The sequence below is a fragment of the Mycobacterium basiliense genome, from assembly GCF_900292015.1.
Classification (GTDB): Bacteria; Actinomycetota; Actinomycetes; order Mycobacteriales; family Mycobacteriaceae; genus Mycobacterium; species Mycobacterium basiliense.
Window position 1 is genome coordinate 1,437,356 of the sequence record NZ_LR130759.1, and the last position, 23,391, is coordinate 1,460,746.

Sequence of the window (23,391 nt, forward strand, 5' to 3'; positions counted from 1 at the left end):
CGTCTAGACAGATCGCTAGCAGCCGATCGGGAAACGTCCTGTGGAACGGCCGTGGGCCAAACGGTGCTAGCCAAACTGAGCAGGGAGCGTAGCTAGTGGGGATGCGGCCCACCGCAAGGATGCCGAAGCTGACTCGGCGAAGCCGGGTTCTGATCTTGATCGCATTGGCGGTGATCGTTGTCCTGCTTGCCGGTCCACGCCTGATCGACGCGTACGTCGACTGGCTGTGGTTCGGCGAGCTGGGTTATCGGTCGGTGTTCACCACCGTGCTGGTGACCCGGTTCCTAGTGTTTTTAGTGGCGGGCTTCTTGGTCGGCGGCATCGTGTTCGCTGGGCTGGCGCTGGCTTACCGCACCCGCCCGGTTTTCGTGCCGAACAGCGAGAACGACCCCGTGGCGCGCTATCGCGCCGTCGTGGTTAGCCGGCTGCGGCTGGTGGGCATCGGCATCCCGGTCGCCATCGGTCTGCTCGCTGGCATCGTCGCGCAGAGCTACTGGGTTCGAATTCAGCTGTTTTTGCACGGTGGCGATTTCGGGCTACGGGATCCGCAGTTCGGCAAGGACCTGGGTTTCTACGCGTTCGAGCTGCCGTTCTACCGGCTATTGCTCAGCTACCTGTTCGTGGCGGTCTTTCTGGCGTTCGTGGCAAATCTGGTGGCGCACTACCTGTTCGGTGGCATCCGGTTGTCGGGGCGCAGCGGTGCGCTGAGCCGGTCGGCCCGCATCCAATTGGTCAGCCTGGTCGGTTTACTGGTGGTACTTAAGGCCGTCGCCTATTGGTTCGACCGCTACGAGCTGCTGTCGCACACTCGCGGTGGCAAGCCATTTACCGGCGCCGGGTATACCGACATCAATGCGGTGCTGCCGGCGAAGCTGATCCTGATGGCCATCGCGTTGATCTGCGCCGCCGCGGTGTTCTCCGCTATCGTTCTGCGCGACTTGCGGATTCCCGCCATCGGACTGGTGTTGCTGTTGTTGTCGTCGCTGATCGTCGGCGCCGCCTGGCCAATGATCGTTGAGCAGATCAGCGTCAAACCCAATGCCGCGCAAAAGGAAAGCGAATACATCAGCCGAAGCATCACCGCGACGAGGGCGGCCTACGGTTTGACATCGGACGTGGTGACATATCGCAACTACGCCGGTGATGGCCAGGCCACCGCGCAGCAGGTCGCTTCCGACCGCGCGACGACCTCCAACATTCGGCTGCTTGACCCCACGATTGTCAGCCCGGCATTCACCCAGTTTCAGCAGGGGAAGAACTTCTACTACTTCCCCGACCAGTTGTCCATCGACCGCTACCTAGACCGCGGCGGTAACCTGCGCGACTACGTCGTGGCGGCGCGTGAACTCAACCCCGACCGGCTGATCGACAACCAGCGAGATTGGATCAACCGGCACACCGTATACACCCACGGCAACGGGTTCATTGCCTCGCCGGCCAATACCGTGCGGGGTATCGCCAACGACCCCAACCAAAACGGTGGCTACCCGGAGTTTCTGGTCAACGTCGTGGGTGCCAACGGCACCGTGGTATCCGACGGGCCGGCACAGTTGGATCAGCCGCGGATCTACTACGGACCTGTCATCTCTGACACGGCGGCCGACTACGCGATCGTCGGGCGCAACGGTGCCGACCGGGAATATGATTATGAGACCAGCACCGAAACCAAGAATTACACCTACACCGGCAGCGGCGGAGTGCCGATCGGCAGCTGGATTTCCCGCTCAGTGTTTGCGGCGAAGTTCGCCGAGCGAAACTTTTTGTTCTCCAACGTTATTGGTTCCAACAGCAAGATCCTGTTCAACCGTGACCCGGCGCAGCGAGTAGAGGCGGTGGCGCCGTGGCTGACAACCGACAGCGCGGTCTACCCGGCGATCGTGAACAAGCGTCTAGTGTGGATTCTCGACGGCTATACCACGTTGGACAACTACCCCTACTCCCAGCTGACCTCGCTGTCGTCGGCGACCGCCGACTCCAACGAGGTGGCGTTCAACAAGCTGGCGCCCGACAAGCAGGTCTCCTACATTCGCAATTCGGTCAAGGCCACGGTGGATGCCTACGACGGCACCGTCACGCTCTACCAGCAGGACGAGCAGGATCCGGTCCTGCGTGCCTGGATGCAGGTCTTCCCCGGGACGGTCAAACCCAAGAGCGACATCACCCCCGAACTCGCCGAACATTTGCGCTATCCGGAGGATCTGTTCAAGGTCCAGCGCATGCTGCTGGCCAAATATCACGTCAACGACCCGGTGACGTTCTTCTCCACCTCCGATTTCTGGGACGTGCCGCTAGACCCGAATCCGACCGCCAGCAGCTATCAGCCGCCGTATTACATCGTCGCGAAAAACATTGCTAAGAACGATAATTCGGCGTCATACCAGTTGATCAGCGCGATGAACAGGTTCAAGCGCGACTATCTGGCCGCCTACATCAGCGCCAGCTCGGACCCGGCGACCTACGGCAGGATCACGGTGCTGACTATTCCCGGACAGGTCAACGGACCCAAGCTGGCCAACAACGCCATCACCACCGATCCCGCGGTATCCCAGGACCTCGGTGTGATCGGACGAGACAACCAAAACCGCATCCGGTGGGGCAACTTGCTGACGCTGCCGGTGGGTCAGGCGGGATTGCTCTACGTCGAACCCGTTTATGCCTCCCCGGGGGCCAGCGACGCCGCCTCGTCGTACCCGAGGCTGATCCGCGTGGCAATGATGTACAACGACAAGGTCGGATACGGCCCGACCGTACGCGACGCGCTCAACGGGTTGTTCGGGCCCGGTGCGGGTGACGCCGCGACCGGCATCCAACCCACCGAGGGTGGGGCGCCGCAGAACGCTCCGCCTAACAACACGCCCACGCCCGCCGAAGCGCCGCCAGGATCACCGGCGCCGCCACCTACCGCCGTGCCCCCGGTGCCGGACGGCTCGGCCACGTTGTCCCCGGCCAAGGCCGCCGCCATGAAGGAGATCCAGGCGGCCATCGGCGCGGCGCGCGACGCGCAGAAGAAGGGCGACTTTGCCGCTTACGGGGCGGCACTGCAACGGCTTGACGACGCCATCACCAAGTTCAACAACACCAAGTAGCGCGGCTACGAGCCTGCGTGCCCGGTAGGCCATCCGGCGGGTGCCGAGATGGTGGAGAAAGACCGTGGTTTGGTCCGGTACTTCCGAGATCTGCGCCCGCATCGCCACGATGCGCACGGCGCACCGACGATGCCGGCGACGCCGATCCCTCGACCATCGGAAAGCGCTAGGGCGAGGCGGGCACCTCGTCGACTGTGAATCTGCCTAGGCGACATTTCGTGGGCGCTTCGCGCAGTTCACTCTCGGCGCAGGTGGGATTTGAGCCCGCGATTTGGAGAGCTTCTCGGTGTTCGGTAACCTTGCGTCTACCAACGCGGGGTGGAGCAGCTCGGTAGCTCGCTGGGCTCATAACCCAGAGGTCGCAGGTTCGAATCCTGTCCCCGCTACCAGCGGAAATGGCCCTCGGAGGAGATTCCGGGGGCCATTTTCATGCCCTTTGGGGATTCCGGAAGATTCGCAGCTGACCATGTCGTCATGCGGTCGGGCGATGTGAACTCGCGATGGCCCCGACGTGACGGTTCGGCGTGCGCTCCGGCGGTTCGATGCGCCGCCGCGGTGACCCAGGCTATGAATCCATGGTGAGCAACCACCAGGTGAACCTGACCCAGCAGGAAAACTCGTTGATCGGCGAGAGTCATCCCCACGCTCTGGCGCGCATGAATGAGAAGCAACTGAAGGATCTACAGAGCCGGCTGCGGACTGCGCGTGAGAAGAACTTCAGTCTGTTAAGGCGCCAAGGTGCGGCCCGCGTGGAGGCCGAAGGCTCACGCGGGGCCGCCCAGCCGGCCAACGAACGACGTCGGGAAAAGGTGGAGGTCTTCGACGAGGCGTTGGCTCGGGTGAACGAGCGCCTCGATGCCGTCCGCGCCGATTAAATACCGGCCGCTCCGCGGGTTCAGAGAGCGCGCGACTACGTGCTGACTGGACGCCGCCGGCGGGTCATTCGTGACGTCGCTGACCGTTGTCGAGTTGGTCGCAGGGATTTTCGCGACGAAGAGGCTAAGCGAAACCGCGCTCACGCCTCAGTTGTATTGCGCGCTGTTCGCGTTCCTTTGCAAACCGCTCGCTTTCTAGCGGCCGTGAACTGCCGCCACTGGGCCGTCTGCTCCTGCGTCCAGGTGTCTTCGTCGAGGTCGAAATCGATGGTCGGATTGAGTTGCAAGAATTTTCGGAACAGCATGCCCATTCATTGGGCATGACGGCCTCGCAACTCGGCCCACTGCCGGCCACGTGCCATAACTCAGCCTCCTCGTCACTGGGCGGGAAGATGGCATAGCAGTTAGTGTCGTTCGCGTCGGCCAATCCTCACCTGGGGCATTCTCGTTGAGGCGCTCACGCATCTGTCGGAGAAGCTGCTGGTCGGTAGGATCAGTCGCCGAATTGTAGGTCAGTTCATCCATGTGACGACGAACATCGGCGAACGATGCGCTCAACAGAACGGGATCGGGATCCCAGTCGGAGCCTCTCCACGCCCGCGCATATCCACCCCTTCCAACACTGCATCCCTCGATAACGACCTCGGCATTGGCGTTGGCGTTTTCCTAAGCCAACGCCAACGGACCGTAGCGGCCCGAGAGGTCCTCCGCCAGCTGCTGGGCCGGCCACCGATCCTGGGGGCCGTTCACCATGCGTCGACGACGCCGCCGAGGGAATCGGCGCACCGCGTGTCCGCCTTGGGTGTTAATCGGTCTTGCGCACGGTGGTCGGCACGGTTGGCCGGTGACGGGCTCGTTGCGGATCTTTCCTCCGCTGTGTGGCACCTGCCGTTTGCTGGTGGGGGTCATGCGTGGCAGTCCCCTATCTCCGTCGCGCGAATGCGGCGCCGCGAGCCGTAACCGCTCATCGTCGGTGCAACCATCTTCCGATGGTCTTAGTCGAATTCGCACGCATTCGCATCGAGTCACCCGGTGAGAACCATGGGGAAGGGGATGCGGTCACCGGGCAGATTGGGCGGAAAGCACGGCGAGATGCCTTGCAGGGTAGGGGGATAGCCGGGCTTGTAGCGGGCCATGATTTGCAGGATGTAGCCGTCCGGCGAATAGCCAAATCGGTTGGGCTTGTAGAAGCCGTCTCGCTCATAGACGTACCAGCCCCAGCCTTTCCAAATGTCACCGGTCTGGGCGATGACAGCTTCGGGATCGGCGCCGGCCGGCAGCGTCAGATCACCGTTCGTCGCGAACTCCATGGGTGAGGTGCGGTCGGTGACGTCCTGGCAGGGGGCGACGCTGGCGCCGCCGTGGTAGCGGGTGGCGTCCAGGGTGGTTCCCGGCGGCAGGGCCTGCAGCGTCTTTTTCAGGTAGCTGATCACCGTGTCCTGCGCCTGCTGCTGGGATGTCGGGATCGCGGGTTGCAGCTTCCATCCCGGCGGCGGCGGTGGCTTGGATTCCATGGTTGGTCCTCCCAGTTCGGTGGCCCCGGTTGGGGTGGGCGGCCCGAGCGGGCTGTCGTGGCTGCAGGCGCCGACGAACATGACGAGCACGAGCGCAGCCGCAACGACGGCTAGTCGGTGGCGGACCATGGGTGCTCAACGCCCCCCTTCGCTAGGGATGGTGTTTGGCGGCGGGACACCGGCGATGACCGCGCCCATGTTCAATAGTGCGGGGTTGCCCTCGCTCCAGTAGCTGCTGTGGGCGGCGACGCTGGGCGTCAGCCCAATCGGGTCACTGCTGGGACCTGGTGACGCCAACAACCGTCTGCCGCCGTACTCCTGGGCCGCCGGGTCATGACCGAGGGTCAGGTCGGTGACCAATTCGATGATGTCGTTGCGGGCGCGCATGCCGTAAACATTGGCACCGGGATCGAGGTTGAGCTCGCTGGCATGGTGCGAGAGCATCCCGGGGCTGCCCACCGCGATGACGTTGTCGGCGGCGAGGTGATTTCCGCCGGTGGCCGCGGCACCGACCGCCGTGGAGCCGTAGCTGTGCCCGATCACGGTGTCGATCGACGGCGCTCCGACATGGGTGGCCCGCATGCCACGTTCGAACAAGCCGAGAGCCTGGGCGCCGGCCCGGGCGCGATCGGGCGATGCCGCCTCGAAGAGATTCATCGGGCGGTCATATCCCATCCAGGTCGTCACCGCGACATCGCCGGGTTTCAGGTCGGGGTTCGCCGCCAGCGCCGCGTAGTACATGCGCAGCGACTTTAGGTCGCTGCCTTCGAAGGTGGGCAAATCTTGGCCGGTGCCGGGGACGAACAGCGCGTTGCGGCCGGCGTAGTCGGGGTTCCCGATGGCTACGGCGGCGTGGCCCTGGTCGTCGATGAGGCCAAGGTAGCGCCTGACCCCGTCATCGCGGCTCAGGGTTGCCTGCACCGTCTGATAGCCCTGCAGCGCGTGTCTGGCCGCCAACAGTTGAGGCTTTAGCCCGTTGAGCTCGTCGGTGGTCGCCTGGCCGTGGTCACCCATATACAGCTTGGCTAGCAGCTGATCGACCCGCTGCTGCATCCGGTCGACGTCGGCTTGGGATTGCTGCTCCAGATCCGACAGCTGCAGCCGGTTGTAGTGGTCCTTGCCCAAATGGTCCGGCGGGTCCCAGGGCATTCCCGGATGGTTGCCGATGAACGGATTCTGTTGGTACTCGGCGTCTTTTTGCTGCGGCGTGAGGGTATTCCAGGCTTGAGCGAATTGCGCAGGGTCTTCCGGCAGCGCCGGCACCGGGGACTGTGGCCCGTCCAATCCCTGAATGGCCGCCGGGTGGTAGCCGTGGGCGCGCAGGGTGGCCAACGCCTTCTGCAGGGTGCCCGAGTAGCCGTTGCGCGTCGATTCGAGCTGGCCCATCGAGTTTTTGGTGTCGTGGATCGCGTTGTCCTCACAGGAGGTGATTAACGCATCGAGCGCATCCCGATCCTGAACGCTTAGGGTGGGATCGTTTTCCATCGCCACCGCTTGGCCGATCACGGTGTCGAGCTGCTGCAACTGACCCTCTAGCGTCGCGATCTGTCCGGCCGCGGACTTCTGCGCCTCGGCCAACGCTGCGGCGATGTTTTCCAGGTCCACACCGATTTTGGGCAACTGCAGCGACTGCGCGCCAAGGGACCTGGTCACCCGCAGCACTTCGGCGGAGTCGTTGGTTGGGTGATCACCATTCTGGTGGTTCCATGCCGCATCGAAGCGCTTACGGGCTTGCTCGAACGCGTAGTTGGCTTCGGTGGTGCATCGCCCTGCGGCATGAAACGCCTCCGCCAAGTGAGAAATCTGAAAGGGACGGCCGGCCTGCAGGCTCTGATTGATCGCCCACGGATCACCGCCAGCTTCGGCGATCAGCGCTGGTTTGCTTATATACCGCAACTGCTTCGCACCGCCAGCAGACAGTCAACACCGACGACCATTGCCCGTCCCCTCCTGAGCTGGTGTAACCCTACTACCATCAATCTTCGGGTCAATTCACCAACGCGACCGCTACCGCCGCCCCTTACGGCGCCACGCGGTGGTTCGATCGGAACGACACCGGCCGTGACGTAGGGTTCGACCATACGAGGTGTAAGGAGGCGGCCGTGCCGATATTCATGGTCGAGCGCAACTACGCCGAGGTGCTCGAACCCAGCCTCGAAGTCGCCGATGGCATCAATCGGATCAACGAACAGGAAGGCGTCCGCTGGTTGTACTCGTTTCTTTCCGCGGACAAACGAAAGACGTATTGCCTGTATGAGGCGCCGTCGCCGGAGGCCATCAGGACCGCCGCCACGCGCGCGGGTCTGCCCGCCGATGTCGTCGTCGAGGTAAGCGAGCGGGTCTTGCCGGATGGCGCTTCGGCCCAGATCTGATGCCTACCTGAGTAGTTCGTGATCGGCGGCGTACATCGCGGCCTGGGTGCGATTCGCGGCACCGATCTTGAGCAGGATGCTGCGCACGTGGTTGGCCGCGGTATTTGTGCTGATATAGAGGCGTTGGCCGATTTCCCGATTGCTCAGTCCCTCAGCCAGCAGCCGCAGTACGTCGACCTCCCGGTCGGTCAGTCCGTCGGGACCCTGCGGACTCATGGTGAGCAACGAGTCCGCCAGGTCCACAACCCGGCTCTGGCCCATCGGCCCGGCGATGCGACGCACCTCGTCGGCCAATTGCCGGGCCTGCTGAGTACGACCGCGTGACTCGGCAAACAGCGCTTGCCGAATCATCGTCTCGGTGACATGGACAACCGAACCCATCCGCCGGTCCATCTCCAACGCCTCGCCGAAATGGCGCTCCGCCGAGTCGTGGTCGCCCTTGAGCGCGGCGATCCGGGCGAGATAGCGGTCGGCGCTGCCGAACACCGCCACGAACTGGCCGGCCAGCAGATTCCTTCCGGCGTAGCGGGCAATGTACGGGCGCAGTACATGAATCGCTTCGCGGTTGTCCAGTTCGAAGGCCGCCTCCAGCATGAAGGCCAGCTCCATCGGCCACTGCGCCTCGGTGGTGCGGTCGCCGAGATTGCGGTTGAGCAGATGATTTAGAGCTCGCGTCATGCCGCGTTCGCACTTGAGTTCGGTGTACAGCGCGAGCAGCCCGGGAACCCAACGGCCAGCGAACTTTTCGCTGCCGTCGACGAATCCGGCGAATCGCTTCAGGTCTCCGGTTTCGCGGCGGATCATGAACATCTGGACTCCGTTGGAGCCCTCTGTGCCGTCGACACCGAACAAACTTCCTGTGCGCAAAGCGATGTCGGCCCAATGCTCGGCGCCCGCGAAATCGCCGCGCAGATAGCTCAGCGCATGCTCCACGCATGCACTGACGAAGCCGTAGAAAGGTTGCCCGCAAGCCTGGACCGCTCGCTGCATGTCGGCGGCCGACGCGGCCAGATCGTCGGGTCGACCCGCCAGATAGCTGACGGTGGCGCGAAAGTGCGCGGCCGAACCCAGTGCGTCGTAGTCGCGACACGATTGCGCAACGCGCAATAGCTCGGCGGAACGGTCCGATTGGATTTCGCACATCTCGGGGGCCAAGCCGTGCCAAAGGCTGGTGGTCAGAGCGTGTTTCATCACCCTTGGATCGTTGATCGCTCGGCCAAGTTCGATGGCGCGGTCGCCGATTTCGCGGGCGTGTTCGGCCTCGCCGGCGAACGCCAGCGCTCGCCCGAAACTGCCGAGTGCCTGCACGTAGCGCGGGTCCTGGGTATCCAATCCGCAGGATTCCAGCGCCGACGCCAGCAGGTCGGCCGCCTTCGAATCGGCAAGCCCGGGACGCCAACTCGCGTCCTCGTAGCCGACCGCTGCCTCCAACCGGATGAGTGGACTGTCCATCGTGCTGATGCGCTCGTAGATGGCCCGGCCTCGAGCGAAATCACCGGCCCGCACGTGATTTGCCGCCGCACCAAAATTCATCCGTGCGCGATCCTCGGGATTTAGTTCGGGAAGCGATGCCGCCCGCTCGAACCATTTTGCCGCGTCCTCGTAGGCGAGGCTTTGTTCGGCCATCTGGGCCGCTTTCCGCGCGTACCGCAGGGCCTGATCGTGGAAGCCCAACACATGGGCCTGCAGGTAGTGGTTGGCCAAACGGGGCACCACCGCTGGATCGGCGCGACCCTCCAGCGCTTCGGCCGCCCGCGCGTGCATGATTCGCAGCGCCGACGCCGCCATGGCGGCGACGACGGCTTCGCGGGTGAGCGCATGGACGAACGTGAACTCCCCGTCGGAGTCGTGAACTGGCCGGATCAACCCCAGGCCTTGGGCCGAATCGATCGCGGTCAAGGTCGCGGGAAGGTCGTTGTCGTTGCTGGCGATGAGCGCGGGCAGATCAAACGTTTGGCCGAGCACCGCGGCCTGCTCGATCACCTTGCGGACGGCGCAACCCAGGCCGCTCAGGCGGCGGGTAATGGCGTCTCCGATCGACGCGGGAACGATCTGTTGCAAACCCAGTGTGGTGATCCCGCCCCGGATTTCCAGGTCGTTACAGAGTTCGGTCATGAAGAACGGATTGCCTCCGGTCTTGTCGCGCAATAGGGCAGCAGCCATGCGCGCCGACCCGGGAGCCAGCCGTTGGGTGCGCCGCACGAACTCGGCGATCGCCTCGGTGTCTAGACCCGCCAGATCCAGGCGCCGGATGCCGTCGAACCGGTGTAGCTCGGCCAGCCGGGTGGTGAGTTCCGCAGAGCGGTCCGGTTCGGTGGTGCGAAAGGTGGCCGCCAACAACAGGCGGATATCGGCGCAGCCGATCAGCACGTGTTCGAGCATCGCGAGGGTGGGCAGCTGTGCCCAGTGCAGGTCCTCGAGGATCAGCGCAATGGGGCGATCGATCGCCAGCCGCCGCAGGAAACCGGTCAACGCGTCGAAAAGCGCCTGTCGGGTTGACCCGACGTCCACCTCCGCGCGGTCTTCGGCCAGATGCCGATCGACGTGGGTTGTCAGTCGCCGCAGCTGCGGTCCGGCGTCCGCCAGCGCGTCGGCCACCGAGCCCGGGGGGGCGGCGATCAGCAGACGGTCCAATGCCTCGGCGAACGGTGCGTACGGGACATCGGCGTCGGCGGTGGAACTACCCACCAACACCGCGACACCGTGGTCGGCCAGTCGTCCCGCTACTTCGGCGGCCAGCCGCGTCTTGCCGGCTCCGGGTTCACCGCCAATAAAAACCGCTTGGCGGCCGCCGTCCTCAACGCGCTCCCATACTTGCTCGAAGGCCGCGAGCTCTGCCGTGCGCCCCACCAGCGCACTGCGGCGACGTGCCGTCAGCTCGGCGGGAAGCGGTGGTGGCATCCACGGCGCCATGGTCTCAACGTAACCGGGGCGCGGTCGGCCGGTCGATAGTCAGATCTGACTATCCACCGGCGGCTGGGAAATGCCTCGTTGTGGTCATGACGCGTCACCGCTTGGGTTCGTAGCGTCGGGGGATGATGACCTGCAAGGCGAAGGAGCTGTGCGCATGAGTGTGACAACGGCAACCGACGAACTTCGGACCCGGCTGGGCGGGGAGATAATCCTGCCCGACGACCCGCGCTACGACGAGGCAAGGGCGCTGCACAACGCCATGATCGACAAGCGGCCAGCGATGATCGTGCGTTGTGGATCCGCCGCCGACGTTGCCGGCGCTTTGCAGTTCGCGCGCACGTCGAACCTCACGGTCGCCATCCGCGGGGGCGGCCACAACGGACCGGGTTTCGGCACTGTCGAAAGGGGCCTCGTTATCGACTTGTCGCCGATGAATCGGATCGAGGTGGATCCCGACCGGCGCACGGCTCGGGTCGGGGGCGGCGCGACCTGGGGCCAGGTGGACGCCGCGACGGACGCGCATGGTTTGGCGACGCCGGCCGGCATCATCTCGACCACCGGCGTCGGGGGGCTCACCCTCGGTGGCGGGCATGGCTATCTGTCCCGCAAGCACGGCCTGACCATCGACAACCTGTTGGAGGTCGAGGTGGTGCTGGCCGACGGTCGGGTGGTGACGGCGTCGGAGGCCGAGCACACCGATCTGTTCTGGGCGTTGCGGGGCGGCGGCGGGAATTTCGGCGTGGCTACCGCCTTTACCTTCCGCCTGCATCCGGTGCACACGGTGATCGGCGGTCCCACGGCGTGGCCGTCGGCGGCCACAGCCGACATCCTTGGGTGGTTCCGGGACTTCATCCCCGCCCAAGACGAGGATCTCTACGGGTTCTTCGCGGCCATGACCGTGCCGCCGGTCGCACCCTTCCCCGAGGCCTTTCACTTGCACAAGGCTTGCGCCGTGGTCTGGTGCTACACCGGAGATCCGGCACGGGCCGAGGAGGCGTTCGCGCCGGTCCGGCAGATGAAGCCGGCGTTCGATGGCCTCCATGAGGCCCCCTATCCGGTGCTGAATTCCGCGTTCGATGCCTTGTATCCCAAGGGATTGCAGTGGTATTGGCGTGGCGATTTCTTCCGCACCGTCGACGACGCCGCGGTGCAGGCCCACGCCCGGTTCACTGAGGAACTACCGACCATGCATTCCACCATGCACCTGTATCCGATCGACGGCGCGGTCCATCGTGTCGGGCAGACCGACAGCGCGTGGGCGTATCGGGACGTCAACTTCTCCCAGGTCATCGCCGGAGTCGATCCGGACCCTGCCAATGCGGCGGCATTGAAGCAGTGGACGGTGGACTATTGGGACGCCACACATCCGTACTCGGCGGGCGGAGCCTACGTCAACTTCATGATGGAGGAAGGCCAAGAACGCGTCCGCGCAACCTACGGTGCAAATTATCGCCGACTCACCGAGGTCAAGGCGGAATACGATCCGGACAACGTGTTCCACATCAACCAGAACATCTTGCCGGCCGAATCGCGCTGAGCACAAACGGATTCGGAGACGCGATGAAGGGTCTGCTGACGTTCGGATACGGCGTCGCCGGGTACCTGCTTGGCCTTACCGCTTTCGTCTATGGAATCTGTTTCGTCGGCAACATCGCGGTTCCGCGCAGCATCGACCGCGGCATCGCGGCGCCGATCGGGGATGCGGTCGTGGTCAATGCGCTGCTGGTTGGCGCGTTCGGGGCGCAGCACAGCGTGATGGCGCGGCCCGCGTTCAAACGTTGGTGGACGCGAATGGTGCCGCAGTCGGTCGAACGCAGCACCTACGTTCTGGCGACGGGCTTGGTGCTCTGGCTACTGTTCTGGCAATGGCGAACCCTTCCCGTGGTGATCTGGGAGGTGACGTGGTGGCCGGGGTGGTTTGGTCTGCACCTGCTGTTCTGGGTGGGCTGGGCAACGGCCTTGGTATCGACGTTCTTGATCAATCACTTCGATCTGATGGGCCTCAGGCAGGTCTACCTGGCCTGGCGCGGACAGCCCTACACCTATCTGGCATTTCGCTCGCCGCTGCTGTATCGGCTGGTGCGCCATCCCCTCATGGTGGGATTGCTGATCGCGTTCTGGGCAACCCCATCAATGACCGCCGGCCACTTGCTCTTCGCGGTCGCGATGACCGGCTACATCCTGGCGGCAGTGCGGTGGGAGGAACGTGACCTGGTCGCAGCGTTGGGGGAACAGTACCGCCGCTATCGCGGTGAAGTGCCCATGCTGTGTCCCCGGCCGCGGCGGCGACGCGCTACCGCCGCGCCCGGTGATTCCGATATCCACCCGGCCGCCGATCGGCGGTAGTGCTATCGAGCTGCCATGGGTGTGCGGCGACGAGGTGAGTGCGCTGGGTCCTGGCCCGCCGCCGGGGTAGCCAGCTGGATTCATCGGGTGCGCTAGGGCTCATGGTTCAGGCATCCCAGCTGCTGAGGTCGCGTGCGGCAATGCCGTTGGCGGCGCAGTAGCTGTTGTACCGCTCGATCGAGGTCTTGTGGTTCTCCTGCCAGAGGATCTTGTTCTCCTGGTCGAGGAACAGCAGCTCGCCCACCAGGAAGAAGAACACCTCGGTTTCCTCCATACTCTCCGGGGTGTGCGACGAGCCGGCCACTTCGTAGACGGTGTCTCCGGCCCGGGAAATCCAGTTGCTCTCCTGGTATCGCCACGCCCCACTGATGGTGTGTCCGACCACGATGCCGGTGTGGTAGTGAGTCGGAAGTATCAGTCCGGCAGCAAATTTCATCGATACGATGATCTCCGCGCGCACCGGGTCGACCTTCCAGTACTTCAAGAACACCTGGTCGCTAAGCGGGGTGAACGGGATCCAAGGGTTGTCGGCGCCGTTCATGTAGTTGACGTCGAGTTCTTGCAGTGTCTGCATGACTTCTCCTCGTGTGGGTGTTTGCTGCCGCGCTGCGGCTGATACCCAAAAGTAGGAGGGTGGTGGGTCCATCCGCTCGGACCGCGACCACAACGCTGCGAGCCGGGTTTGTTATCGCGTCACAGTTCGGTGGCGTGCCGCTGTGCCAGCCGGGGCAGGGCGGGCAGTAGCGCCAGCGCGACCGACAGCTCCAGGGTGTCGCTGTCGATGCGCCGGCCCAACACCGATTCGGCCTGGTTAACGCGGTAGCTGACGGTGTTTGGGTGCACGATGAGTCGACGGGCGGCCCGCGCGCGACTGCGGTTTTCCTGTAAGTACACCGCCAGCGTCGACGCCACCCGATACGTGTCCTCGTCTGTGGCGGCCAGCGGTCCCAGCACTCTGGTGACAAACGAGGCGGCGTGCTCGGTATCGGCGCTGGCCAGCGCCGCGACTGCGACGTCGTGATAGTGCGTGACGGCGCCACCGTGCGGTCCGATCAGCGATGCGACCCGGCGAGCGTGGGAGGCCTGCACATGGGTGCGGCGAAATCCCGGTAACCCGCCGTCCGGATCACCGAAGGCCAGTCGAACCCCGGACAGCTCACCAACTTTGGCCGCGGTCACCTCGGTCTGGGTGAAGGGCCGGCGGCGGCTCACCCAGCCCGCCACGGCGAGTGACCCCAGGGGGTGAATTACGTTGCTATCCGCCCCGACCGCCCGTGCGACCTCGGCAATGACGTTGCCGAGCAACGGTTGGGCGTCACCATCCTGCGGCACCTGCTCAACCCAGGCGGTGACACCGAGGTGTTGGCGGTTGACGTCGTAGCGCAGCCGTTTGGACGCATGCTGGGGGTCATGTTCACGCTTGGCCAGAATGTCGTCGATGGCCGCCGCCCGGGCCGCGGCGGCTCCGCGTAGCCAGGTCTCCCGCTCCTCGGAGTAGGCCTGTTCGGCGTGCACCAGCGCGGCGTCCACATAACCAAAGATCCAGCCGGTGGCCAGCTCGATTGCCTTGGCCAAATCCGCCGGATCGGACACGGCGGCGGTAATCCGCGCGTGGATCCACTGCCACACCAGTTCTTGGGCCAACCGATAGAAGCGCATCAAATCCGCTAAAACAACATGTCGCGGGACCGCCGCGCGCGCGATGGCCAGTGTCGACGGGGGCAACTCGACCCGACGTGGATCACCGCCGACTTCGATGAGGTGCGCCAGTTGGCGCAGGCTGGCCTCGGTGCTGACCAGGTTTTCATTGACGGTCTGCTGGTCCGGGAACAGCTGGGGCAGCTCCGATCGCATCCGGTCGACGGCCCGCTGGGCCAGGTCGGCGGCGCCGGCGCGCAGCTCGGCAGAGATCGGGACCAGCACCTGCTGCCAGACTCGCTGCGCGGCGGGCTCTCGAGCGGCTGGCCACTGAAGCTCCATGGCCGGAATCTAGTCCGATTGTCGCGCCATCACAATGAGGTGGATCCACGTTGGGATCCGGGCACGAGACCGCGTCGGCCGCCTGTACGTAGTTTGCCAGCATGTTCAACTTCCGATCAGCTATCAACATCTCAGACCTGTCCGGTGGCGTGGTTGCGATCACCGGAGCCGGCAGCGGCATGGGCCGCGAACTGGCCCTGCTGTGTGCGCGACGCGGCGCAAACCTGGCGTTGTGCGACATCAACGAATCGTCGGTGAGCGAAACCGGTATGGCCGCAAGGCAACTCGGTAGAGACGTGATGACGCGTCGGGTAGATGTCGCCGATCCCGAACAGATGTGCGCCTTCGCCGAAGCCACCTTTACTCACTTCGGCGGCGTGGACGTCGTGGTCAACAACGCCGGAGTGGGCCTCGTCGGCGGTTTCTTGGACACCAGCCGCAAGGACTGGGACTGGTTGGTATCGATCAACTTGATGGGGGTTGTTCACGGCTGCGACGCTTTCCTGCCGGCGATGATCAACTCCGGACGCGGCGGACAGGTGGTCAACGTGTCGTCGGCGGCGGGACTGCTTGCCAACCCTCAGCTTTCGGCCTACAGCGCCACGAAATTCGCCGTGCTGGGCCTGTCCGAGGCGCTGCGCATCGAACTTAGGCCCTACGGCATCGGTGTCACCGCCATCTGCCCCGGCGTCATCAACACGGCCATCGCCACCGCGAGCCCAATCCGGGGAGCCGGCGACGGTGACGCGCGCCGACAGCGTCTCACGGCGGCCTACAAACGGCGCGGGTACACCCCGGAGCGCGCGGCCCGCAACATTCTGCGCGCGATCGGGCGCAATCGCGCGGTGGCACCGATCGCCGCTGAGGCCCACCTCATGTATGTGCTATCCCGCGTCGCTCCGCCGCTCGCTCGCTGGATCGCCGCGCGAATGGCCGAAATAGCCAAGTGAACTGACCGCTGAATCAATCCATCAATCCGACAGCAATCCATCAACTCGATAAGGAAAACGCAATGCAACCCATCTCGCCACTTGACTCGATGTTCCTGCGTGCCGAGTCCCGTGAACATCCGCTACACGTGGCCGGCCTACAGCTGTTCACCCCACCGGCGGGCGCCGGCCCGTTGTTTGCGCAGGAGACCTACCAGGCCATGCGCGTATCGCACGACGTGACGGCCGCATTCCGCAAGCACCCCGCCAAGACCCTGGGCGGAATCACCAACCTGGCCTGGACATTCGATGACGATGTCGATCTGGATTACCACGTACGGCGGTCGGGCCTGCCGGCGCCCGGACGCGTCCGCGAATTGCTGGAGCTGACCTCTCGGCTGCACGGCACCCTGTTGGACCGCCATCGACCCCTGTGGGAGATGCATCTGATCGACGGCCTCAAGGATGGGCGCTTTGCGATCTACACCAAGATGCATCACGCCATCGTCGATGGGGTGTCCGCGCTCAATCTACTCCAGGGGTCGCTGAGTTCTGACCGCGATGATCAGCAGATTCAGGTTCCGTGGGCACTGCCGCCGCGCGCTACCGACCAGCCGACCGACCATGTGGGGCGCTGGGTAAAGGCCAGGGCCGCAATGCAATCGATGGCACGACACGCCACGTCACCGATCGCAGTGGGCCGTGCCGCGCTCGTTGAGCAGCAGCTGACTCTGCCATTTCGCGCACCCCGCACCATGCTCAACGTGCCCATCGGTGGTGCCCGCCGGTGCGCGGCCCAGTCCTGGTCACTGGGTCGCGTCAAGGACGTCAAGAACGCGGCCGGAGTGACGGTCAATGACGTGGTGCTGGCCATGTGCGCCGGCGCGCTGCGCCGCTATCTCACTGAACAGAACGCGATGCCGGCGGCGCCACTGGTGGCGATGGTTCCGGTGAACTTGCGCAACAAAAATGACGCTGACGGCGGTAATGTCGCCTCGGCGGTGTTGTGTAACCTGGCCACCCACCTTGACGATCCCGACCAGCGCCTGGCGACCATTCACTCGTCAATGCGCGACAACAAGGCCGTTCTCGCGCAGCTACCGCGGACGCAGGCGATAGCCTTGGGGATGTCCACCACTCTTGCCCCGACGCTGCTGGGCACACTTCCCGGGATCGGTACATCGATCGCGCCGTCGTTCAACGTGTGCATTTCCAACGTCCCAGGAGTGCGAGACCCGTTGTACCGCAATGGCGCCAGGCTCGACGGTAACTACCCGATGTCCATAGTGACCGATGGGCAGGCGCTGAACATCACCCTGGCGACCAGCGCCGACAGCTTGGATTTCGGTCTTGTCGGATGCCGCCGCGCGGTGCCGCATCTACAACGCCTGCTTGGGCATCTGGAGACTTCGTTGAAAGAGTTGGAATCCGCTGTGGGACTCTGATCGACCCAATCGCCGACATCCCAAGCGGGGAGCTGGCGCCCGTCTATCACGTTTAACAGCAATCCGATCAACTGGTCGAGAGACTTTCGACGGGTCCCTCCATATTTGGCCCAACGTGTGGCAGAGCGCATGTTTGACCAAGGTGTTCGCGGCTCGATCATCAACGTATGTTCGACGGCGACTTACTCCGCAGCTAGCGGCATGACGTCTCATTGTGCGGCTTAACGCGGGTCTGTTGATCGCCACGAAGGGCTTGGCCTACACGTTGGGTTCTTATGGCATCCGGGTAAATAGTGTGCCCCCGGGAGGAATAGCGACAGACGTGAGTCGTCATGCCTGGACGGATCCCATCGGGTGACCGGCTATCGAAAAGGGACTCCCCTTAGACAGTAGGGGACAGCCGGACGAAGTTGCGTGCGCCATCGTATATCTGGCGTCCGAACAAGCCAGCTACCCGGCCGGTGCCGATGTCATTGTCGATGGTGGCTGGATACTCAGAGCGGGTGGGGAAACGTGAACAGAGTTCAAGTTCGGCCGGGTCCGATGTGCTCGACACCGCCCACCACCGCCGGCGGATAGGGCAAATCGGTGCTGATATGCGGATCCACCTGCACCCGGTGGCCCAGGTATGGGAAAGCACGCTGCGGGCAGGTGGGTCGATCGCAGATCTTGCAGCCGGCCCCGATCGGCACGAACGCCTGGGTATCCGTCAGCTCGATCCCGACGGAGTAGATCAGCTTGTCGGCGTGGCCGATGTCGCATCCCAGTCCGATAGCGAAGCTCTTGTCCGGCCCTAGATAGCGGCCGGGGTCTGAGGTGGTGGTTCTGGCGATCCAGAAATAGGTTCGCTCGTCAGGCATCTGTGCCACCTGCGTCAGGAATTGGCCCGGCCGGGCAAAGGCGTGGTGCACCACCCAGAGGGGGCAGTTCCCGCCCACCCGTGAGAAGTGGAATGCGGTGGCGGACTGGCGTTTAGAGATGTTTCCGGCGCTGTCGGTGCGGACAAAGATGAACGGGACACCGCGTGCACTCGGGCGTTGCAGAGTCGACAGCCGATGGCAGATCGTTTCGAAACCCACCTCGAAACGTCGGCCAAGTTGGTCTATGTCATAGCGGACCCGCTCGGCGGCTTCCAGAAATTGCAGGTAGGGCAGGAGCAGCGCGCCGGCAAAGTAGTTGGCCAGGCCGATGCGGGCCACTGCGCGGGCGTCGTCGCTGAGCTGGTGATCGCGGGCGATGATGCCGGTGATCAGATCGTTCTGGGTGAGCAGCGCAATCTGGGTCGCCAGTTGAAAGGCGCGCTGGCCCGGATGCAACCATCGCGCTAGGTACAGCGTCTTGGAATCAACGTGAAAGCGCCTTTTGGAGTTCGGATTTAGCGTCTCGCCGTCGTCAATGACCACGGCGATACCGAGCTTGTCACCGAGCAGCAGTGCCAGTTGGCCGTCGAGTCCGCCAATCCGCAGCCCACTTCGGTTGAACAGCTCCTCGGCCGCGACATCCAAGTCGCCGATGTAGTTCTTTCGGTCGTAGAAGAAGTCCCGCACCTCCTCGAAGGGCATCGGCTGCTGCGGGTCGCCGGGCACGTCGACGTTGGCTCGACCGTGCAGTGCTTCGAGTTCAGTGGTGACATCGTGTATCCGCCGGTGCAGGTTGACCAGCATTTGACCAACCGCCGGCATGCGGGCGACGAGCTCGTCGATTTGGGCGGCCGTGGCGGGCCCTTCGGCGAACACCTCGCGTAGGTCCGAAATCAAACGGGCATCGGAATCCGGTGCGAAATATTGACCCGGCAGATCGAAACGTTCGGTCAGGGCCAACAACACCGAAACGGTGATCGGGCGCTGGTCGTTTTCGAGCTGATTGACGTAGCTCGTTGACAACCCCAAGGCACGGGCCAGCGCCACCTGGGTTAGCCCGTGCTCCTCGCGTAACCGCCGTAGCCGCGCGCCGGCGAAGGTTTTCGCCATCTGTCACACAGTACGCTCACCGGCTTTCACAAGATTTGCAAAATGGCACGGATCGGGACACAAAATTACGCTTTTACAGGGGATTTACCTAGCTCCGGCAGCTGCGTACTGTGCGGTTTATGCGGATCCATGACGTTCGAGCCCGGCGCAGCGCCGACGACTTTCCCCGCACTGAACACCTGGCGTGGAAGATTGCCGAGGTAGCCGCGGACCCGGTTGCGGTGCCCCCCGAAACCCAGGCGATGGTGATCAACCGCGTCATCGACAACGCGGCGGTGTCGGCCGCGTCGGTCATTCGTCGCCCGGTCGCCGTCGCGCGGGCACAAGCGCTCGCACATCGCCGCCCAGTAGCGGGAGCAAAGGTGTTCGGTGTCGACGGGGATTTCTCACCGGAGTGGGCGGCCTGGGCCAACGGCGTCGCGGTGCGCGAATTGGACTTCCACGACACCTTTCTCGCGGCGGACTACTCCCACCCGGGTGACAACATCCCCCCGCTGGTCGCGGTCGCCCAACACCTCGGCCTCGATGGTGCCAACCTCATCCGTGGCATCGCCACCGGCTACGAGATCCAGATGGACTTGGTTCGCGGAATCTGCTTGCACGAGCACAAGATCGACCACGTCGCACATCTCGGTCCGTCGGTCGCCGCCGGTCTGGGCACCATGCTTGGTTTGTCGCCGGAGACCATCTACGCCGCGATCGGTCAAGCGTTGCATCTGACCACGGCCACCCGGCAATCCCGCAAGGGCCTGATTTCGAGTTGGAAGGCATTCGCGCCCGCGTGGGCCGGCAAGGTCGCGATTGAGGCCGTCGACCGCGCCATGCGCGGGGAAGGCGCGCCGGCACCCTGCTGGGAGGGCGAGGACGGGGTGATCGCTTGGCTGCTGTCCGGCCCTGAGCACACCTATCACGTACCGCTACCCGAACCGGGCGAGCCCAAACGCGCCATCCTGGACAGCTACACCAAGGAGTATTCGGCGGAATACCAGAGTCAGGCTCTGATCGACCTCGCCGGTCGGATGCGTGCGCGCATCGGCGACCTGGCGCAGGTCGAGACGATCCTGCTGCACACGAGTCAGCACACCCACCAGGTGATCGGGACTGGCTCCAACGACCCGCAGAAGTTCGACCCGGATGCCTCACGCGAAACACTGGACCACTCGGTGATGTACATCTTCGCGGTCGCGTTGCAAGACGGCAGCTGGCACCACGAGCGGTCCTACGCGCCGGAGCGTATCCATCGGGCCGACACCATCGCGTTGTGGCGCAAGGTTTCCACCGTCGAGGATCCCGAGTGGACCCGGCGCTACCACTCAGCCGACCCGGCCGAGAAGGCGTTCGGCGCCCGCGCTGAGATCACCCTGAAAAGCGGCGAGGTGATCATCGACGAGCTTGCGGTTGCCGATGCGCATCCGATGGGCGCCAGGCCATTTCATCGAGAGCAGTACGTCGAGAAGTTCGTAAAGCTAGCCGACGGCGTCGTTACCGAGGCCGAGCAGCAACGGTTCCTGTCGGTGGCCGAAAATCTGGCCGGCCTGAAATCCGCAGCGTTGGGTGAACTTAACATCACCGTCGATACGCCCGTGCTCGACAAGGCGCCCACGATCTCGTCGGGCATCCTCGGATGAGCGCCCAGTTCGGTAGCGCGCTGCCCGCTGCCCAAAAGCGAATCGCCTTCCGGGAGGCACTGGAAAGCGGACTGTTGCAACGATTTCCGGGTGCCTTTTCACCATTGGTCGCCAAGCTGGTCGCCGAACTCGGGTTTGACGGGGTCTATCTGTCCGGTGCGGCTCTGTCGGCCGACCTCGGTCTGCCCGACATTGGCGTGACGACCCTGACCGAGGTCAGCGCGCGGGGCGCGCAGATAGCGGCGGTGACCGACCTGCCCACGTTGATCGACGCCGACACGGGCTTCGGCGAGCCGATGAGCGCGGCACGCACGGTGCGGGTGCTGGAAGACGCCGGTGTGGCGGGTTGCCATCTCGAGGACCAGGTAAACCCCAAACGTTGCGGGCATCTCGACGGCAAGGCGGTGGTGAGCACCTCCGAGATGGTCAGCCGGGTCCGGGCCGCGGTAACTGCTCGGCGTGATCCCAATTTCATCGTCTGTGCGCGCACCGACGCGGCCGCAGTGGAAGGGGTGCCCGCGGCGATCGATCGGGCCAAGGCCTACGCCGACGCGGGTGCCGACCTGATTTTCACCGAGGCCCTACGCACAGCGGCCGAGTTCGAGCGGTTCCGAGCCGCGTTGGACACCCCGTTGCTGGCCAACATGACCGAGTTCGGCAAGTCCGAGCTACTGACGGCTACGCAGTTGTCCGAACTCGGCTACAACATGGTGATCTACCCGGTGACCACCCTGCGGTTGGCCCTGTACGCCATCGAGGCCGGTCTGCGCGAAATTGCCTACACCGGAACACAATCCGGTCTCCTAGACCGCATGCAGCACCGGAGCCGACTTTACCAGCTGCTGCAATATGCCGATTACAACCAATTCGATTCCGAGATCTACAACTTCGCCCTGACGGGAGCTATGCCGTGAACGCGATCGACGACAAGCCACGCATATTCAAGGGGCTAGCCGGCGTCGTCGTCGACACCACGGCAATCTCCAAAGTTGTCCCCGAGACCAACTCGTTGACCTATCGCGGATATGCGGTGCAAGACCTCGCGGCGCACTGCAGTTTTGAGCAGGTCGCCTACTTGTTGTGGCACGGCGAACTCCCCAACGATCAGCAATTGGCGTTGTTCACCCAGCGCGAACGCGCTGCCCGAGCATTGAATCGATCCACGCTGTCGTTGCTGGCGAAGCTGCCCGATACCTGTCACCCGATGGACGTGGTGCGCACATTGATCAGCTATCTGGGCGCCGAAGACCCCGACGAGGACGACGGCGGTACGCGGGCCAATTACGCCAAGTCGCTGCGAATGTTCGCCATGCTGCCCACCGTGGTAGCCGCCGACATGCGCCGACGGCGCGGTCTGCCGCCGATTGCGCCGCACAGCCACATGAACTATGCACAGAACTTCCTACATATGTGCTTTGGTGATGTACCGGAACAGGTGGTGGTGGACGCCTTCGAACAGTCCATGGTCCTTTATGCCGAACACAGCTTCAACGCATCTACTTTCGCCGCCCGGGTGGTCACCTCCACCCAATCCGACATCTACAGCGCGGTCACAGCGGCTATCGGTGCGCTCAAGGGGCCGCTACACGGTGGCGCCAACGAAATGGTTATGCGCGACATGTTGGACATCGGATCATCTGGCAGGGCATCGGAGTGGTTGCGCGCAAAGCTGGCCCGCAAAGATAAAGTCATGGGCTTCGGCCACCGCGTCTACCGCAACGGTGACTCACGTGTACCGACGATGAAGCAGGCCCTGACCCGCGTGGCCACGGCCCGCAATGGTCAGCGGTGGCTCGACATCTACCACATTCTGGAGCGCGATATGGCGGCGGCGACTGGAATCAGGCCGAATCTGGACTTCCCCACCGGGCCCGCCTATCACCTGATGGGCTTCGACATCGGTTGCTTTACGCCGATCTTCGTAATGAGCCGGATCACCGGGTGGACCGCCCACGTCATGGAACAAACCGCGTCCAATGCTTTGATCCGGCCGCTCAGCGAGTACGTCGGAACCGCACCTCGGGCGCTCAAGCTGACCCGTTGAGCAGTGGGTGTCAGCCTATCGGCATTTGCCGCTCTCGAGGAGGTGGTGCGGGCACCGGCTGTCGGGCATTGGTCGACGTCGCAAACTGCACCGTGGGGCCGACCAGGCGCCGTGGGGAGTGGGGTAGAGCACCGCATCGCTGTCGTCGCGAGCCTGTGGTTCTTGGCGGAAGACCGTCTTGGTGTATCGGCTTTCCCTTGATATTTCGAATCGGTGCGGTCGCGAGCTACGGGGTGTAGTGTCGGTGACGAGCTTTTTCGTAGCCATCGCGTGCCTCGTATGTGCAACC

At 64.0% G+C, this 23,391-nt stretch carries 19 protein-coding genes and 1 tRNA gene; 13 read left to right on the top strand and 7 right to left on the bottom strand.

Translation table 11 applies throughout. The features are described 5' to 3' along the window. The first annotated feature begins 95 nt into the window (after positions 1-95). From MB901379_RS06085 to MB901379_RS06095, 3 genes are all read left to right on the top strand, one after another. On the top strand, positions 96-3,086 hold the full coding sequence (locus MB901379_RS06085; protein WP_158015809.1) for a UPF0182 family protein: 2,991 nt from the start codon (positions 96-98) through the stop codon (positions 3,084-3,086). A 312-nt stretch (positions 3,087-3,398) separates the two neighbouring features. After that, positions 3,399-3,475: transfer RNA gene (locus MB901379_RS06090), tRNA-Met, on the top strand. Between the two features lie 189 nt (positions 3,476-3,664). Further along, positions 3,665-3,961, top strand: a complete 297-nt coding sequence (locus MB901379_RS06095; RefSeq protein WP_158018983.1) for a hypothetical protein — start codon at positions 3,665-3,667, stop codon at positions 3,959-3,961. A gap of 666 nt (positions 3,962-4,627) precedes the next feature. Here the strand turns inward: MB901379_RS06095 and MB901379_RS24465 are convergent. The 3 genes from MB901379_RS24465 to MB901379_RS06105 all read right to left on the bottom strand — a co-directional run bounded on the left by MB901379_RS24465 (position 4,628) and on the right by MB901379_RS06105 (position 7,371). Further along, positions 4,628-4,870, bottom strand: coding sequence for a hypothetical protein (locus tag MB901379_RS24465; protein WP_232021999.1), 243 nt, complete (start codon positions 4,868-4,870; stop codon positions 4,628-4,630). A 116-nt stretch (positions 4,871-4,986) separates the two neighbouring features. Next, a complete protein-coding gene (locus tag MB901379_RS06100; protein WP_232022000.1) occupies positions 4,987-5,475 on the bottom strand; it encodes a hypothetical protein in 489 nt (162 codons plus the stop codon). 135 nt (positions 5,476-5,610) lie between these two features. Beyond that, positions 5,611-7,371 carry a putative alpha/beta hydrolase gene (locus MB901379_RS06105; protein WP_232022001.1) on the bottom strand — a complete coding sequence of 587 codons (1,761 nt, stop codon included), beginning with the start codon at positions 7,369-7,371 and terminating at the stop codon, positions 5,611-5,613. Positions 7,372-7,577: 206 nt separating this feature from the next. Here MB901379_RS06105 and MB901379_RS06115 point away from each other — a divergent pair, with 206 nt between their 5' ends. Further along, positions 7,578-7,847, top strand: coding sequence for a DUF4242 domain-containing protein (locus MB901379_RS06115; RefSeq protein ID WP_158015810.1), 270 nt, complete (start codon positions 7,578-7,580; stop codon positions 7,845-7,847). Positions 7,848-7,850: 3 nt separating this feature from the next. Here the strand turns inward: MB901379_RS06115 and MB901379_RS06120 are convergent, their stop codons facing one another. Continuing rightward, entirely contained in the window at positions 7,851-10,760 is a 2,910-nt protein-coding gene (locus MB901379_RS06120) for an ATP-binding protein (RefSeq protein WP_158015811.1), read from the bottom strand. A gap of 154 nt (positions 10,761-10,914) precedes the next feature. Between MB901379_RS06120 and MB901379_RS06125 the strand changes: the two genes are divergently transcribed. Both MB901379_RS06125 and mddA read left to right on the top strand, forming a co-directional pair. Continuing rightward, on the top strand, positions 10,915-12,297 hold the full coding sequence (locus MB901379_RS06125; RefSeq protein WP_158015812.1) for an FAD-binding oxidoreductase: 1,383 nt from the start codon (positions 10,915-10,917) through the stop codon (positions 12,295-12,297). Between the two features lie 23 nt (positions 12,298-12,320). After that, on the top strand, positions 12,321-13,106 hold the full coding sequence (gene mddA / locus MB901379_RS06130; protein WP_158015813.1) for a methanethiol S-methyltransferase: 786 nt from the start codon (positions 12,321-12,323) through the stop codon (positions 13,104-13,106). Positions 13,107-13,212: 106 nt separating this feature from the next. Here mddA and MB901379_RS06135 read toward each other — a convergent pair whose 3' ends face one another. Further along, positions 13,213-13,680, bottom strand: coding sequence for a 2,4'-dihydroxyacetophenone dioxygenase family protein (locus MB901379_RS06135; protein WP_158015814.1), 468 nt, complete (start codon positions 13,678-13,680; stop codon positions 13,213-13,215). Between the two features lie 119 nt (positions 13,681-13,799). Then, a complete protein-coding gene (locus tag MB901379_RS06140) occupies positions 13,800-15,086 on the bottom strand; it encodes a helix-turn-helix domain-containing protein (RefSeq protein WP_158015815.1) in 1,287 nt (428 codons plus the stop codon). Positions 15,087-15,187: 101 nt separating this feature from the next. Between MB901379_RS06140 and MB901379_RS06145 the strand changes: the two genes are divergently transcribed. The 4 genes from MB901379_RS06145 (at position 15,188) to MB901379_RS25270 (ending at position 17,977) form a co-directional block, all read left to right on the top strand. Next, positions 15,188-16,036: an SDR family NAD(P)-dependent oxidoreductase gene (locus MB901379_RS06145; protein ID WP_158015816.1), complete on the top strand. Its 849-nt coding sequence runs from the start codon at positions 15,188-15,190 to the stop codon at positions 16,034-16,036. 62 nt (positions 16,037-16,098) lie between these two features. Further along, positions 16,099-17,460, top strand: a complete 1,362-nt coding sequence (locus MB901379_RS06150) for a WS/DGAT/MGAT family O-acyltransferase (RefSeq protein ID WP_158015817.1) — start codon at positions 16,099-16,101, stop codon at positions 17,458-17,460. A 214-nt stretch (positions 17,461-17,674) separates the two neighbouring features. Beyond that, positions 17,675-17,818, top strand: a complete 144-nt coding sequence (locus MB901379_RS25265; protein WP_158015818.1) for an SDR family oxidoreductase — start codon at positions 17,675-17,677, stop codon at positions 17,816-17,818. A 6-nt stretch (positions 17,819-17,824) separates the two neighbouring features. After that, entirely contained in the window at positions 17,825-17,977 is a 153-nt protein-coding gene (locus tag MB901379_RS25270; protein WP_158018986.1) for an SDR family oxidoreductase, read from the top strand. A gap of 7 nt (positions 17,978-17,984) precedes the next feature. On the opposite strand, the gene MB901379_RS06165 is transcribed toward MB901379_RS25270, so the two are convergent. Further along, entirely contained in the window at positions 17,985-19,430 is a 1,446-nt protein-coding gene (locus MB901379_RS06165) for a short-chain fatty acyl-CoA regulator family protein (RefSeq protein ID WP_158015819.1), read from the bottom strand. A gap of 119 nt (positions 19,431-19,549) precedes the next feature. Between MB901379_RS06165 and prpD the strand changes: the two genes are divergently transcribed. The 3 genes from prpD to MB901379_RS06180 are packed head-to-tail and all read left to right on the top strand — an operon-like array spanning position 19,550 to position 23,102. Beyond that, the gene (gene prpD / locus MB901379_RS06170) at positions 19,550-21,058 is read left to right on the top strand and encodes a 2-methylcitrate dehydratase PrpD (protein ID WP_162334335.1); all 1,509 of its coding nucleotides are present in this window, start codon (positions 19,550-19,552) and stop codon (positions 21,056-21,058) included. Further along, positions 21,055-21,972: a methylisocitrate lyase gene (gene prpB, locus MB901379_RS06175; RefSeq protein ID WP_158015821.1), complete on the top strand. Its 918-nt coding sequence runs from the start codon at positions 21,055-21,057 to the stop codon at positions 21,970-21,972. Before prpD ends, prpB begins: the two co-directional genes overlap by 4 nt. After that, positions 21,969-23,102 (top strand): bifunctional 2-methylcitrate synthase/citrate synthase, encoded by a 1,134-nt coding sequence (locus tag MB901379_RS06180; RefSeq protein WP_158015822.1) that lies wholly within the window; start codon positions 21,969-21,971, stop codon positions 23,100-23,102. Before prpB ends, MB901379_RS06180 begins: the two co-directional genes overlap by 4 nt. Positions 23,103-23,391 lie beyond the last annotated feature (289 nt).